Origin of the sequence: Bradyrhizobium sp. BLXBL-01 (genome assembly GCF_051853025.1) — a bacterium.
Taxonomy (GTDB): Bacteria; Pseudomonadota; Alphaproteobacteria; order Rhizobiales; family Xanthobacteraceae; genus Bradyrhizobium.
This window is the reverse complement of record NZ_CP182471.1, coordinates 5,766,233-5,779,232: the sequence shown is the minus strand read 5'-3', so window position 1 is coordinate 5,779,232 and position 13,000 is coordinate 5,766,233. Positions and strand designations below refer to the sequence as shown.

15 protein-coding genes are annotated in these 13,000 nt (G+C 65.6%); 9 read left to right on the top strand and 6 right to left on the bottom strand.

Features of this window, described 5'->3' with window-relative positions; all coding sequences use genetic code 11:
* The 8 genes from paaB (at position 1) to ACNJYA_RS26815 (ending at position 6,912) form a co-directional block, all read left to right on the top strand.
* Positions 1–288 carry a 1,2-phenylacetyl-CoA epoxidase subunit PaaB gene (gene paaB, locus ACNJYA_RS26850; RefSeq protein ID WP_439363823.1) on the top strand — a complete coding sequence of 96 codons (288 nt, stop codon included), beginning with the start codon at positions 1–3 and terminating at the stop codon, positions 286–288.
* Entirely contained in the window at positions 288–1,064 is a 777-nt protein-coding gene (paaC, locus tag ACNJYA_RS26845; protein WP_439363822.1) for a 1,2-phenylacetyl-CoA epoxidase subunit PaaC, read from the top strand. The genes paaB and paaC overlap by 1 nt, the downstream gene beginning before the upstream one ends.
* Positions 1,058–1,561, top strand: coding sequence for a 1,2-phenylacetyl-CoA epoxidase subunit PaaD (gene paaD / locus ACNJYA_RS26840; protein ID WP_260382803.1), 504 nt, complete (start codon positions 1,058–1,060; stop codon positions 1,559–1,561). The genes paaC and paaD overlap by 7 nt, the downstream gene beginning before the upstream one ends.
* A gap of 136 nt (positions 1,562–1,697) precedes the next feature.
* Positions 1,698–2,780 carry a 1,2-phenylacetyl-CoA epoxidase subunit PaaE gene (gene paaE / locus ACNJYA_RS26835; RefSeq protein WP_439363821.1) on the top strand — a complete coding sequence of 361 codons (1,083 nt, stop codon included), beginning with the start codon at positions 1,698–1,700 and terminating at the stop codon, positions 2,778–2,780.
* A 51-nt stretch (positions 2,781–2,831) separates the two neighbouring features.
* Positions 2,832–3,281 (top strand): hydroxyphenylacetyl-CoA thioesterase PaaI, encoded by a 450-nt coding sequence (gene paaI, locus ACNJYA_RS26830; protein ID WP_172784039.1) that lies wholly within the window; start codon positions 2,832–2,834, stop codon positions 3,279–3,281.
* A 40-nt stretch (positions 3,282–3,321) separates the two neighbouring features.
* Entirely contained in the window at positions 3,322–4,653 is a 1,332-nt protein-coding gene (paaK, locus tag ACNJYA_RS26825) for a phenylacetate--CoA ligase PaaK (RefSeq protein ID WP_439363820.1), read from the top strand.
* Positions 4,654–4,717: 64 nt separating this feature from the next.
* Positions 4,718–5,719, top strand: coding sequence for a quinone oxidoreductase family protein (locus ACNJYA_RS26820; RefSeq protein WP_439363819.1), 1,002 nt, complete (start codon positions 4,718–4,720; stop codon positions 5,717–5,719).
* A 116-nt stretch (positions 5,720–5,835) separates the two neighbouring features.
* On the top strand, positions 5,836–6,912 hold the full coding sequence (locus tag ACNJYA_RS26815; RefSeq protein WP_439363818.1) for a YeeE/YedE family protein: 1,077 nt from the start codon (positions 5,836–5,838) through the stop codon (positions 6,910–6,912).
* Position 6,913: 1 nt separating this feature from the next.
* Here the strand turns inward: ACNJYA_RS26815 and ACNJYA_RS26810 are convergent, their stop codons facing one another.
* The 4 genes from ACNJYA_RS26810 to ACNJYA_RS26795 all read right to left on the bottom strand — a co-directional run bounded on the left by ACNJYA_RS26810 (position 6,914) and on the right by ACNJYA_RS26795 (position 10,401).
* On the bottom strand, positions 6,914–8,137 hold the full coding sequence (locus ACNJYA_RS26810; protein ID WP_212254855.1) for a bifunctional alpha/beta hydrolase/OsmC family protein: 1,224 nt from the start codon (positions 8,135–8,137) through the stop codon (positions 6,914–6,916).
* 25 nt (positions 8,138–8,162) lie between these two features.
* Positions 8,163–8,822 carry a sulfite oxidase-like oxidoreductase gene (locus tag ACNJYA_RS26805; protein ID WP_439367517.1) on the bottom strand — a complete coding sequence of 220 codons (660 nt, stop codon included), beginning with the start codon at positions 8,820–8,822 and terminating at the stop codon, positions 8,163–8,165.
* An 88-nt stretch (positions 8,823–8,910) separates the two neighbouring features.
* On the bottom strand, positions 8,911–10,134 hold the full coding sequence (locus ACNJYA_RS26800) for a cytochrome P450 (protein ID WP_212254856.1): 1,224 nt from the start codon (positions 10,132–10,134) through the stop codon (positions 8,911–8,913).
* A 57-nt stretch (positions 10,135–10,191) separates the two neighbouring features.
* Positions 10,192–10,401, bottom strand: coding sequence for a ferredoxin (locus ACNJYA_RS26795; protein ID WP_018648108.1), 210 nt, complete (start codon positions 10,399–10,401; stop codon positions 10,192–10,194).
* 139 nt (positions 10,402–10,540) lie between these two features.
* Here ACNJYA_RS26795 and ACNJYA_RS26790 point away from each other — a divergent pair, with 139 nt between their 5' ends.
* A complete protein-coding gene (locus tag ACNJYA_RS26790; protein WP_439363816.1) occupies positions 10,541–11,188 on the top strand; it encodes a TetR/AcrR family transcriptional regulator in 648 nt (215 codons plus the stop codon).
* Here the strand turns inward: ACNJYA_RS26790 and ACNJYA_RS26785 are convergent.
* Positions 11,185–11,835 carry an aspartate/glutamate racemase family protein gene (locus ACNJYA_RS26785; RefSeq protein WP_439363815.1) on the bottom strand — a complete coding sequence of 217 codons (651 nt, stop codon included), beginning with the start codon at positions 11,833–11,835 and terminating at the stop codon, positions 11,185–11,187. The two genes, ACNJYA_RS26790 and ACNJYA_RS26785, sit on opposite strands and share 4 nt — an antisense overlap.
* A 148-nt stretch (positions 11,836–11,983) precedes the next feature.
* On the bottom strand, positions 11,984–12,994 hold the full coding sequence (locus ACNJYA_RS26780) for an amino acid ABC transporter substrate-binding protein (protein ID WP_212254859.1): 1,011 nt from the start codon (positions 12,992–12,994) through the stop codon (positions 11,984–11,986).
* Between the last annotated feature and the right edge of the window lie 6 nt (positions 12,995–13,000).

Genomic DNA, 13,000 nt, shown 5'->3' with positions numbered 1-13,000 from the left:
ATGGCCACGCCGAACACGCCGCTGTGGGAAGTCTTCATTCGCGGCCGCAACGGGCTCGCGCACAAGCATGTGGGATCGCTGCATGCGAACGACGCGACGATGGCGCTGCAGGCCGCCCGCGATATCTACACCCGCCGCGGCGAGGGCCTGTCGATCTGGGTCGTGCCGTCCAGCGCGATCACCGCGAGCGATCCCGCCGAGAAGGGCATGATGTTCGAGCCGGCGGAATCCAAGATCTACCGGCACCCGACGTTCTACGAAGTGCCGGAAGAAGTGGGGCACATGTGATGGCGGTCGCCAACATCCAGGTCTCGGAAACGCCGCTGGTGCTCTACGCGCTGCGCCGCGCCGACGATGCGCTGATCCTTGGTCATCGGCTGTCGGAATGGTGCGGGCATGCGCCGATGCTGGAAGAGGACATGGCGCTCTCCAACATCGCGCTCGACCTCATCGGCCAGGCGCGGGAGCTCTACAGCTTTGCCGCCAAGGCCGAAGGCAGGGATAACGACGAGGACAAGCTGGCCTATTTGCGCGACGTACGGCAGTACCGCAATCTGCTCCTGGTCGAGCAGCCCAACGGCGATTTTGCCCAGACCCTGGTGCGGCAGTTCTTCTATTCCGCCTTCGCCGATCTCTATTGGCGCACGATGATGAGCTCGCGCGATGCGACGCTGGCGGCGATCGCTGCGAAATCGGAGAAGGAGAGCGCCTACCATCTGCGCCATGCCTCGGAATGGATCATCCGGCTCGGCGACGGCACTGAGGAGAGTCACCGGCGCGCGCAGGCTGCGATCGAAAATCTCTGGGCTTTTACCGGCGAGATGTTTGCCGTCGATGACGGCGAGCGCGCCCTGATCGATGCCGGCATTGCTGTCGATCCCGGGAGCTTGCGCGGGCGCTGGTTGACGACGCTCACCGATGTCGCCCGCGAGGCAACGCTCGCGCTGCCGCAGAACGATTGGATGCAGCAGGGCGGCCGCTCCGGCCGCCACAGCGAGCATCTCGGCCATCTGCTGTCGGAGCTGCAATCGATGCAGCGAACGTTTCCGGGGCTGACATGGTGACGGTGCTGGAGCGTGATGGCGAGCTGCGCCAGCGTGCCTGGAACGCTGCGGCTAGCGTGGTCGATCCCGAAATCCCGGTGTTGACCATCGCCGATCTCGGCGTTCTCCGCGACGTCGTTCTCGACGGCGATCATGTCGAGGTCGCGATCACGCCGACATATTCAGGCTGCCCGGCCATGAACATGATCGCGCTCGAAATCGAGGTCGCGCTGGAGAGCGCCGGCTTCCATCAGCCCAAGGTCCGCACCGTGCTGTCGCCGGCCTGGACCACGGACTGGATGAGCGAGGAGGGGCGCGAGAAGCTGCGCGCCTACGGCATCGCGCCGCCGCAAGCCTCGAGCTCGCGCCGCGCGCTGTTCGGCGCGCAGACGGTGGCGTGCCCGCAATGCGGCTCGGACAAGACCGAGCTGCTGTCCGAGTTCGGCTCGACCTCCTGCAAGGCGCTCTGGCGCTGTAAGGCCTGCCGCGAACCCTTCGACTATTTCAAATGTCATTGAGGCGCACGATGCCAGCCCCGCCGTCATTGCGAGGAGCGCTTGCGACGAAGCAATCCAGACTGCTTCCGCGGAAAGACTCTGGATTGCTTCGCTTCGCTCGCAATGACGACTTAGAGACCGAACGAGGGTGCCCGTGATGTCCGCAGCCGCACCGCGCTTCCATCGCCTCGCCGTCAGCGACCTCCGCCGCGAGGCCACGGACGCCGTGTCGATGACCTTCGCAATCCCCAACGAACTCGCCGGCGATTACGCCTTCACGCCCGGCCAGTACCTGACGCTGCGCACCATGCTCGACGGCGAAGAGGTGCGCCGCTCCTATTCGATCTGTTCCGGTCCCGATGACGGCGAGATCCGTATCGCCGTGAAGAAGGTCGATGGCGGCGCGTTTTCGAGCTGGGCAGCCGACGATCTCAAATGCGGCGACGAGCTCGACGTGATGACGCCAACCGGCCGCTTTGGCGTGGTCCCGCCGGCAGATGGGGCGTGCATTCACGTCGGTTTCGCTGCCGGCTCCGGCATCACGCCGATCCTGTCGATCGTGAAAGGCGTGCTGGCGCGCGAGCCGGACAGCCGCTTCTTCCTGTTCTACGGCAACCGCACCACCGACAACATCATGTTCCTCGAAGCGCTCGAGGAACTCAAGGACCGGTTCATCGATCGTCTCTCGATCTTTCACGTCATCTCCGGCGAGGAGCAGGACATCCCGATCCTGCATGGCCGGCTCGACGGCGAGAAGGTGAGGGTGCTGCTCCGCTCGCTGGTGCCGGCGGAAAGCGTCGATCATGTCTTCATCTGCGGTCCCCTTGGCATGAGCGAGGACATCGAGGCGACCTGCCGCGATCTCGGCATCGCGGACGAACGCATCCATGTCGAGCGCTTCGTGTCCGAATTCGGCGGCAAGCCGCGGCCGAGAAGGGCGGTTGCGCCCGACGCGCCGCCGAAGGCGATCGCCTCGTTGATCATCGATGGCAAGCGCCGCGACGTGCCCGTCGCCGAGGACGAGGCGATCCTCGATGCCGCCCTGCGCGCCGGCGTCGATCTGCCCTTCGCCTGCAAGGGCGGCATGTGCTCGACCTGCCGCGCCAAGCTGGTCGAGGGTGATGCGCCGATGGACATCAACTATTCGCTGGAACCGTGGGAGCTGAAGGCCGGTTTTGTTCTCACCTGCCAGGCCAAGCCTTCTACGGAGCGGGTCGTCGTCGATTACGACCATGTTTGACAGTGTTGTCCAACAAGCAGAACATTGCGTGCAAACAGCCGGGAGAAGCGCGTGAACGTCAAAGCCGCCCTGTCGCCTGAGGATATCGCCCGCGCCTGCGCCGATGCGATGTGGGCCGAGGACGATGCCTCCAAGGGTCTCGGCATGGAGATCGTCGAGATCGGCCCGGGCTTTGCGACGCTCGCAATGATGGTGCGGCCGGACATGGTCAACGGCCAGCGCATTGCCCATGGCGGCTTCATCTTCACGCTCGCCGATTCCGCCTTCGCGTTCGCGTGCAATTCGCACAATGAGCGCGTCGTGGCGGCGCAGGGCCAGATCACCTTCATCAAGCCCGGCAAGCTTGGCGATCGTCTCATCGCCAAGGGACGGGAAATCACCCGCGGCGGCCGTTCCGGCATCTACGACGTGCGTGTCACGGCGGGCGAGGTCGTCATCGCGGAATTCCGCGGACATTCGCGCGTCATTCCCGGCGCGTGGCTGCCGCCGCAAGATCAATAAGACCAACGAAGAAAAGAACAGACAATGTGGGGAAACGAGGATGGCTCTGACGAGGCTCAAGGAAGGTGGCAGCGCCTATAATGCGGAGATGGATGCGCATGAGCGCGCCTCGCGCGACGAGATCATGGCGCTGCAGAAGCAGCGGCTGGCCTGGTCGCTAAAGCACGCCTACGACAACGTCGCGCATTACCGCAAGGCGTTCGATAAAGCGGGCGTGCATCCGTCCGACTTTCGCGAGCTCTCCGATCTCGCCAAATTTCCGTTCACGGTGAAGACGGACCTGCGCGACAATTATCCCTTCAACATGTTCGCCGTGCCGCGCGAGAAGCTGGTCCGGGTGCATGCCTCATCCGGAACGACCGGCAAGCCGATCGTGGTGGGCTATACGCAGCGCGACATCGACACCTGGTCCGAGGTCATGGCGCGCTCGATCCGCGCCGCCGGCGGACGCACCGGCATGATCATCCACAATGCCTACGGCTATGGCCTGTTCACCGGCGGTCTCGGCGTGCACTACGGCGCCGAAAAGCTCGGCTGCACCGTGGTCCCGATCTCTGGCGGCATGACCGAGCGGCAGGTGCAGCTCATCAACGATTTCCGGCCCGACATCATCACGGTAACGCCGAGCTACATGCTCGCGATCCTCGACGAGTTCAAGCGCCAGAAGCTCGATCCGCGCCAGTGCTCGCTCAAGATCGGCATCTTCGGCGCCGAGCCCTGGACCAACGCGATGCGCGCCGAGATCGAGGACGCCTTCGACATGGACGCGACCGACATCTACGGCCTGTCCGAGGTGATCGGCCCCGGCGTCGCGCAGGAGTGCATCGAGACCAAGGATGGCCTGCACATCTGGGAGGATCATTTCTACCCGGAAGTGATCGACCCCGAGACCGGCGCTGTGCTGCCGGACGGCGAGAAGGGCGAGCTGGTCTTCACCTCGCTCACCAAGGAAGCCTTTCCGGTTATCCGCTATCGCACCCGCGACCTGACGCGGCTGCTGCCGGGCACGGCGCGGCCGGGCATGCGGCGCATGGAGAAGGTGACGGGCCGCTCCGACGACATGATCATCCTGCGGGGCGTCAACCTGTTCCCGACCCAGATCGAGGAGGTGCTGCTCGCGACCGACTGGTGCGGCGGCCACTTCATCCTGGAACTCACCCGCGAGGGCCGCATGGACGAGCTGACCATCATCGCCGAGGCACGGCCCGAGAGCTGGGACGGCCGCGGGCTCGTCGATCATGCGGACCGGATTTCGACCCACATCAAGAACACGATCGGCGTCAGCTCCAGGGTGCAGGTGGTTGCGCCCGCGACGCTGGAGCGCTCGCTCGGCAAGGCCAAGCGGCTCTACGACAAGCGGCCCAAGGACTGACGGGACGGATTGACTCGACTGGCTCCAGAGGCGACAAGGCCCGCGAGAAATCGCGGGTCTTTTCATGTCAGCCGATGCCAAAACCGTCGAAGCGCGCTGCGTGCGCCTCAACGCCAAAGCTGAAAATGCCGCTGCGCTTGCACCGATCGTTGAGCGCCGGATGCTCGCGCGCGGGCCGAACGATCTGCTGATCGAAGTGAAGGCGGCCGCCGTCAATCCGTCCGACGTCAAGGCTGCGACCGGGCTGATGCCCTATGCCGTGTTCCCCCGGACCCCCGGCCGCGATTACGCCGGCGTGGTGATCGATGGGCCCACCGGCACAATCGGGCGCGAAGTGTTCGGCTCCTCCGGCGATCTCGGCATCCGTCGTGACGGCACCCATGCGAGCCATCTCGTGGTCGAAGCCGATGCGGTCGTGGAGAAGCCGAAGACGGTGTCCTGGGAGGAGGCCGCCGGCATCGGCGTGCCCTTCGTCACCGCGATGGAAGGCTTTCGCCGCGCCGGCGTGCCGAAGAGCGGCGAGACTGTCCTGGTGTTCGGCGTCAACGGCAAGGTCGGCCAGGCCGCGGTGCAGATCGCGACCTGGCAGGGCGCGCGCGTCATCGGCGTGGTGCGCAAGGCGGAAGCCTATGAAGGCCACGCCAACGCGCCCATCGAGGTGATCGACGCCTCCGTCGCCGACGTTGCCACGCGCGTGCGCGAACTGACCGGCGGCAAGGGCGCCGACATCGTCTTCAACACGGTCGGCGACCCCTATTTCCAGGCCGCGCACAAGTCGCTCGCACTTCGCGGCCGCCAGATCCTGATCGCCGCGATCGATCGCATCGTGCAGTTCAACATCCTCGAGTTCTACCGCGGCCAGCACACCTATGTCGGCATCGACACGCTGGGTCTATCCTCGGCCGCAACGGGCGCGGTGCTGCGCGACCTTGGGCCGGGTTTTGCGAGCGGCCATCTGAAGCCGTTTCCGATCAAGGCGAACGCGATCTATCCGCTGGAGCGCGCGAAGGAGGCGTACGTCGCCGTCGCCGGTTCGTCGCGCGACAGGGTGATACTGAAGCCGTAATCCACCATCATTGCGAGCGCAGCGAAGCAACCCAGAAAATGCATCCGCGAAGACAGACTGGATTGCTTCGCTGCGCTCGCAATGACGGAGAAGGGCGAGAGGTCTGAGAACAACCGATGGAATCCACGCAACTCGTCATCCTCGCTGGTCTCGTCATCGGCCTCGTCTACGGCGCGGTCGGCCTGCTCAGCGGCTTCTGCCTGATGAGCAGCATGCGCGGGTGGCTGGCGGAGGGTGATGGGCGACTGGTGCGGAGCTATGCGCTGGCGATTGCGGTTGCGATCGCCGCCAGCCAGCTCCTTGCCGGCAGCGGCACGGTCGATCTCGGCAAGTCGATCTATCTGCAGCCGTCGTTTTCGCCGGCGGTGCTGTTCCTCGGCGGCCTGCTGTTCGGTTACGGCATGGTGCTGTCGAACGGCTGCGGCTCGCGGGCGCTGGTGCTGCTCGGCCGCGGCAATCTCCGCTCTTTCGTGGTCGTAATCGTGCTGGCGATCGCCGCGCAGATGACGCTGAAGGGCTTGATCGCGCCGGGGCGTCTCGCGCTGGTCCAGGCTTCGCAAACTACGGTCAACGCGAATTCGCTGCCGTCCTTGCTCGCGACGCTCGGACTCACCGAGGCGGCTGCGCGCGCACTGGCAGCCGCGACGATCGTCGTCGCGCTGATCCTGTTTGCTTTCGCGCATCCGGCGTTCCGCCGCTCGCCCGGTCAGATCGTGGCGGGCATCATCGTGGGCCTTCTCGTCGCCGGTGGCTGGTTGGTCACCGGCCATCTCGGTGCCGACGACTTCAATCCGGTCCCCGTGACCTCCCTTACGTTCGTCGCGCCAATCGCCGATGCCCTGCAATACGCCATGCTCTCGACCGGGCTGACGCTCAACTTCGGCATCGCGACGGTCGTCGGCGTCTTCACTGGCAGTCTGGTGACGGCAGTCGCAACTCGCCGATTCAAGCTCGAGGGCTATTCGTCGCCACGCCACATGCTGCGCTCAGGGGCCGGCGCTGCGCTGATGGGGGTCGGCGGCGTGATGGCATTCGGCTGCTCGATCGGGCAGGGGCTCACGGGCGTGTCTACGCTCGCGCTTGGCTCGTTCGTCGCGGTTGCTGGCATCCTGCTCGGCACCGCGGCAGGGCTGCGCGGTGCGCTGCGGGTTCAACCGCTCCAGGCCGCCGAAGCCGACTCGCGGGCCGCTTGAGCTACTCCACCGCCTTGGTCACGATGCGGATCTCCGATGTCAGGGTGCGGTGCACCGGGCACTTGTCGGCGATCTCCATCAGCTTCTTGCGCTGCTCGGCATCGAGGGCGCCGTCGATCGCGATGTCGCGCTCGATCTGGTCGAGCATGCCCTCGCGGGTCTCGCATTCCGCACAATCCTTGGCGTAGATCTTGGAATGCTTCAGCGTGACCGTGACGCGGTCGAGCGGCAGCGACTTGCGGTCGGCATAAAGGCGCATGGTCATGGAGGTGCAGGCACCCAAGCCGGCGAGCAGGAAATCGTACGGGCCGGGTCCGGCATCGGCGCCGCCGGCCGCGAGCGGCTCGTCCGCCACCAGATGATGTGGGCCGACCGTGATGGCCTGGTTGAATTTGCTCTTGCGGGTCTCCTGCACCACGACCTTCCGCGGCTCCTCCGGTAGATCCATCGCCTTCGCGGGCTTCGCTGCATCGACATAACGGCTCGCCCAGGCCACAATCACGTCGGCCGCATAGAGCGCGTCGGCAGGCTTGGTCAGAAGATGATCGGCATGGTCGAGCGAGACGAAGCTCTTGGGGTGTCTTGCCGCAACGAAGATCTTCGTCGCGTTGTCGATGCCGACGGTGTCGTCGACGGGCGAATGCATCACCAGCAGCGCCTTGTGCAGGCCGGTGGCGTCCTTCATCAGCGCTTGCTCGGCGATGTCGTCGAGGAATTCGCGCTTGATCCGGAACGGCCGTCCCGCGAGCGAGACTTCGACCTCGCCCTGCGCGCGGATGTCGTCGAGATGCTCCCTGAACAGGCCGGTGACGTGGGCGGGATCCGAGGGCGCCGCGATGGTGGCCACCGCTCTCGCCTCCGGAATCTGTCCCGCGGCGGCGAGGATCGCGGCGCCACCGAGGCTATGGCCGATCAGGATCGAGGGTGCCTTGCGGATGTCACGCAGATGATCGGCTGCGCGCACGAGGTCGGCAACGTTGGAGGAGAACGTCGAATTGGCGAAATCGCCTTCGCTCGAGCCGAGCCCGGTAAAGTCGAAGCGCAGCACAGCGATGCCCCTGGCCGCCAGTGCCACGGAAATCCGCTTTGCTGCCAGCGTGTCCTTGCCGCAGGTGAAGCAGTGCGCGAACAGCGCGAAAGCCGCGGGCTCGCCGTCGGGCAGCTCCAGCGCGGCCGCGAGCTGATGGCCGCCTTCGCCGGTGAATTGAAAGCGTTCCGTCGGCATGGGCTTCCCCCGTTCTTGCTCGAATTTAATCGCCCGAATAGCGCTGCTCGGCCCAGGGATCGCCGCGGTTATGGTAGCCGCGGACTTCCCAGAAGCCCGGCGCGTCCTCGGTCAGGAATTCGATGGCCTGGAGCCATTTCGAGCTCTTCCAGAAATAGAGGTGCGGCACCACCAGCCGCACCGGGCCACCATGCTCCTCCGTCAGCGGCTGGCCGGACCAGCTGTGGGCGAGCAGCGCGTCCTCGGCGGCAAAATCCTCCAGCGCGAGGTTGGTGGTGTAACCGTCGTAGGAATGCAGCACGACGAAGCGGGCATCCTCGCGCGGCTGGCAGGCCGCCAGCAGCTCACGCGTGGCGAGCCCTTCCCACTCGTTGTCATAGCGCGACCAGGTCGTGACGCAATGGATGTCCGAGGTGAACCGGGACTGCTTCTGCGCGGCGAACTCGGCAAATGTCCAGAACACGGGCACCTCGACCGCGCCATAGACGTCGAGCCGCCAGCGCTCGCGCGAGACCGGCGGGGTGACCCCGAGATCGAGCACCGGCCAGTCCTTGGTGAGGTGCTGCCCGGGTGGAAGCCGTTGATCCTCCGGCCGTGTGATCTTGCCGGTGAGAAAGCGGCCCTCGCGCGCCCATTTCTCCTTGGTGCGCGTCAGCTTGCTGTCGGATGGCGTCTGGTCGGTCATGGCCTGCTCGTGGCGATGCATGGCGGAGGCGTGCTTGGTGTCGCGCATGCCATGACAGGCCTGTCCGCTTCCTTCGCTTCGGGAAGGCTTACATCGCCTTTCCGAGCAAAAATGGCAACTGGCGTGGGCCTCGCACCGTTCCCTGTGACCAGGTCACGGTGCCTGCCGGATCGAGCCGGAAGTCGGGAATCCGCTTCAGCCATTCCTCCAGCGCCACCTGCATTTCCATGCGCGCGAGGTTGGAACCGACACAGCGGTGGATGCCGAGACCGAAGGCGGCGTGGCGATTCTCACGCCGGTCGATCACGACTTTGTCAGCGTCCGGAAACATCTTGGGGTCGCGGTTGGCGGCCGGGAAGGACAGCAGCACCATGTTGCCCGGCTTGACCGGACAGCCGGACACCGTGGTCTCCTTGACCACCTCGCGCGCCATCGTCACCGGTGAATAGGCGCGCAGCAGCTCCTCCACGGCGGTCGGGATCAGCCCGGGCTCGACGATCAGCCGCTCGCGGTCGGCCGGCGTCTTCGCAAGATGCCAGAGCGAGGAGCCGATCGCGCTCCAGGTGGTGTCGATGCCGGCGATCAGCAGCAGGCGCAGCGAGCCCATCACATGGCTGTCCTCGAGCGGATTGCCGTTCTTGTCCTTGGCGTTCATCAGGTAGGAGATCAGGTCGTCGGTGGGCTTGTTCTTGCGCGCTTCGATGTGGCCGCCGAAATAGGCCGTCATCTCCTGCACGGCCTGGAGCAGCTTGCTCTCGTCCCTGATGCCGAGCTCGAGGATCATGTGGATCCAATTGATGAAAAGGTCGCTGTCGCTCTCGGGAATGCCGAGCATGTGCGCGATCGCCCGAACCGGAATGTGCTTGGTGTAGCGCGCCGCAGCGTCCACTCGCCGCTCGGCGATGAAGTCGTCGATCAGCTCGTTGCAGATGGCGCGGACCCGCGGCTCGAGCTTCTTCATCGCGTCCGGCGTGAAGGGCGGCAGCAACAATTGCTTGGCCGGCTTGTGCTCGGGCGGATCGGAGGTGATCGGCGGGGCCGCGTTCCGGCTGGTGATTTCCGGCCGCACGTCACGGACGATGATGCGGCGTGAGGAGAAGTGCTCGGAGTCGTTGGCGATCTCGCGCACGGCCTCATAGGTCGTCGGAAGGTAGCAGCCGAGGAAGCGTTTCGTGTGCACCACGGGGCTTGCGGCTCGCAGCTCGTCCCAGATCGGGAAGGGGTCCTCCGTCCATTGCGGATCGGTGTGGTCGAAATCATGGACCCAGTCGGTCACGGGCGGATGGGCGGCGGGCTGGTCGACATCGGACATGGCAGGGAATCCCTTGGCTCGTGTTCGCTGAAAGCACGCGGGGCGGCCGCGGCCGCGTTATTCCTCGATCACATCGATTGCGATTTCCGGACAGTTGGACTTCGCAAGCCAGGCCTTGTCCTCGAGCCCCGGCGGGACGGTGCCGTCGCCGGCTTCGTGCGCGTTGCCGTATTCGTCGAGCTCGAAAAGCTCCGGCGCGAGCGCCTTGCAGCGGGCATGGCCCTGGCATTTGTCCGGATCGACGTGAACCTTCAGTCGCTCTGCCATTTTCGGCTTCCTTGGTCGTGTGCGCGCGAGGGCCCGAAGGGCGGCGCGTTTCCTCATCCCGGTTTTGTTTAAGTTATATGCTATTACATTCGCGGCGGGCTTCCCCTGTCAAGCGCAAACTTATAGGCTTCGCCCCGACATGCGTTCACGACCAGCCCGCAAGCCCGAGAAGACCTACCACCATGGCGATCTCCGCGATGCGCTGATCGAGGCCGCGCTGCACGAGGCGGAGCAGGGCGGCGCCGAGGCGATCAGCATCAAGGCGCTTGCCAAGAAGCTCGGCGTCTCGCAGCCGGCGCCGTACCGGCATTTTGCCGACCGCGAGGCGCTGCTCGCCGCCGTCACCGCGGAAGCATTCCGGCAGCTCTCAGCGCTGTTGCGCGAAGCGATGGCAAAGCAATCGAAGCAATCGAAGCTCTCGCGGCTCGCACAGGCGACGCTCGATTTCGGTCTGCGCCGGAATGGCATCTACCGCTTGATGTTCGCCTCGCGCACGGTGTCCTGCGCGGCCAAGGGCAGCGAGTTGCACGCAGCGACGCGGGAGACCTTTGCGCTCGTCATCGAAGCTTTGGAAGCGCCCGCCGTGGGTTATTTGCGCGAGCGGCAGGCGCTCAAGATCTGGGCGGCGCTGCACGGGGTGGTCATGCTGGCCGAGCAGGGCCTGTTCACCGGCGAGGCGGCGCACGCCACGCGCGAGGAGCTGGTCGAGGATTTCGTCAACGAGACCAAGGCTGCGCTTGCGGTCGCGATCAAGGATGCGCGGCGTCGGACCAAGGCCGGCGCTTAAGCCTTCACCTTCAACAGCCTCATCAGCTTCTCGACCGCGCTGTCCGGCGTGGTCACGACGGGGCGGCCCGTGGCCTCCGCGACCAGCGGCGCGGTCGCGGCGATGCTGAATTGCGCCAGAGCGATGACGTCGCAATCGCGCAAGCTCCTTGAGGCGTCTGCGATCAGCCGGTCATGCGTGGCGCGGTCGCCGCGGTCGAGCGCGGCCAGTGCGCCTTCGGCAAGTTTCGGCACGACCTCGACCGAAGCGGGAAACTCGGGCGGCATCGATGCCAGCGTCGGCGGAAAGGTCGAGAGCAGGCCGATGCGCTGGCCCATGGTCACCGCCCTCTCGATCATGGCCTCGTTCGGCTTGAGCACCGGCATCGGCGCATGCGCGCGCGCGACGGCCTCGATGCAGGGGCCGAAGGCGGAGCAGGTGAACAGGATGCCATCCGCTCCCGTCGCCGCCGCGTAGTCGCCGAGCGCCAGGAAGCGTTCGGTCATTTCATCAGTGAGTGTGCCGTCGCGGGCCAGGTCTGCAGACAGGCTGTCGTCGAGCAGGTTCATCAGCCGCGCCTCGGGCCACGCCTGCGCAAACGCCGCCTCGATCGGGGCGATGGAATGCTTGAGGGCGTGGATCAGGGCGATGCGAGGGGGCGTCGTCATTGAAGTTGACTACCTCGGAGGTCTCGTGCCCCGGACGCAGCGCAATGCGCAGTATTGCGCTGCAGAGCCGGGGCCCATTGTCGTTGCTGGGTCGCGGCTCTGCGCAGCAGCGTTGCACGCTGCAGCGCGTCCGGGACACGGAGCACCTTTACTTGAACGGAATGGCGTACATCAAGCCGCCCTTGCTCCAGAGGCCGTTGAGGCCGCGATCGAGCTTGAGCGGGCTCGCCTTGCCGACATTGCGCTCGAAAATCTCGCCGTAATTGCCGCCGGCCTTGATCGCCGTGACCAGCCATTTGTTGTCGAGCCCGAGTCGCGAGCCGAGATCGCCGCTGGCGCCCAGCAGCCGCTGGATCGCGGGCGTCTGCGACTTCGTCATCTCATCGACATTGGCCTGCGTGACGCCGAGCTCCTCGGCCTCGATCAGGCCGTAATGCAGCCAGGTGATGATGTCGCTCCAGACCTCGTCGCCGTTGCGGGTGAAGGGGCCGAGCGGCTCCTTGCTGATGGTCTGCGGCAGCACGATGTAGTCGGCCGCGTTCGGCGCCGCGGTGGTCACCGCGCCGGCGAGGGCGGAAGCGTCCTGGGTCATGGCATCACAGCGGCCGCCGAAGAAGGTCTGGTACATGGTGTCGATGCGGTCGAACACCAGCGGCTTCCAGTCGATGCCGTTGGCGCGGCCGTAATCGCCGAGCGTGACCTCGTGCGTGGTGCCCTGCGCGACGCAGACGGTGGCACCCTTGAGGTCCTTCAGCTCCTTCACGCCGAGGTCCTTCTTCACGACAAAACCCTGGCCGTCGTAGAAGTTGATCGGGCCCTGCCGCAGGCCGAGCGTTACGCCGCGCAAATAGGTCTGCGTCGAGTTGCGGTAGAGCACGTCGATCTCGCCCGATTGCAAGGCGGTGAAGCGGTTCTGTGCCGTCAACGAGACGTAGCGCACCTTGGTGGGGTCGCCGAGCACGCTGGCCGCCAGCGCGCGGCAATAATCGACGTCGAGACCCTTGTAATTGCCCTGCGAGTCCGGTGCCGAGAAGCCGGCAAAGCCGGCGCTGACGCCGCACACCAGGGTGCCGCGGCTCTTCACCGTATCGAGCGTCGCCGCCGGCGCCATCACCGTCGATGCCGCGAGCAGGCCCGCTGCGATAACCACTTTCCTCATACTACT

Coding starts and splice junctions, on each gene's coding strand:
- paaK (WP_439363820.1), top strand. CDS start 3,322: ATGGCTCTGACGAGGCTCAAGGAAGGTGGCAGCGCCTATAATGCGGAG.
- paaC (WP_439363822.1), top strand. CDS start 288: ATGGCGGTCGCCAACATCCAGGTCTCGGAAACGCCGCTGGTGCTCTAC.
- ACNJYA_RS26790 (WP_439363816.1), top strand. CDS start 10,541: ATGCGTTCACGACCAGCCCGCAAGCCCGAGAAGACCTACCACCATGGC.
- paaD (WP_260382803.1), top strand. CDS start 1,058: ATGGTGACGGTGCTGGAGCGTGATGGCGAGCTGCGCCAGCGTGCCTGG.
- ACNJYA_RS26815 (WP_439363818.1), top strand. CDS start 5,836: ATGGAATCCACGCAACTCGTCATCCTCGCTGGTCTCGTCATCGGCCTC.
- paaB (WP_439363823.1), top strand. CDS start 1: ATGGCCACGCCGAACACGCCGCTGTGGGAAGTCTTCATTCGCGGCCGC.
- ACNJYA_RS26800 (WP_212254856.1), bottom strand. CDS start 10,134: ATGTCCGATGTCGACCAGCCCGCCGCCCATCCGCCCGTGACCGACTGG.
- ACNJYA_RS26780 (WP_212254859.1), bottom strand. CDS start 12,994: ATGAGGAAAGTGGTTATCGCAGCGGGCCTGCTCGCGGCATCGACGGTG.
- ACNJYA_RS26820 (WP_439363819.1), top strand. CDS start 4,718: ATGTCAGCCGATGCCAAAACCGTCGAAGCGCGCTGCGTGCGCCTCAAC.
- ACNJYA_RS26785 (WP_439363815.1), bottom strand. CDS start 11,835: ATGACGACGCCCCCTCGCATCGCCCTGATCCACGCCCTCAAGCATTCC.
- ACNJYA_RS26810 (WP_212254855.1), bottom strand. CDS start 8,137: ATGCCGACGGAACGCTTTCAATTCACCGGCGAAGGCGGCCATCAGCTC.
- ACNJYA_RS26795 (WP_018648108.1), bottom strand. CDS start 10,401: ATGGCAGAGCGACTGAAGGTTCACGTCGATCCGGACAAATGCCAGGGC.
- paaE (WP_439363821.1), top strand. CDS start 1,698: ATGTCCGCAGCCGCACCGCGCTTCCATCGCCTCGCCGTCAGCGACCTC.
- ACNJYA_RS26805 (WP_439367517.1), bottom strand. CDS start 8,822: ATGACCGACCAGACGCCATCCGACAGCAAGCTGACGCGCACCAAGGAG.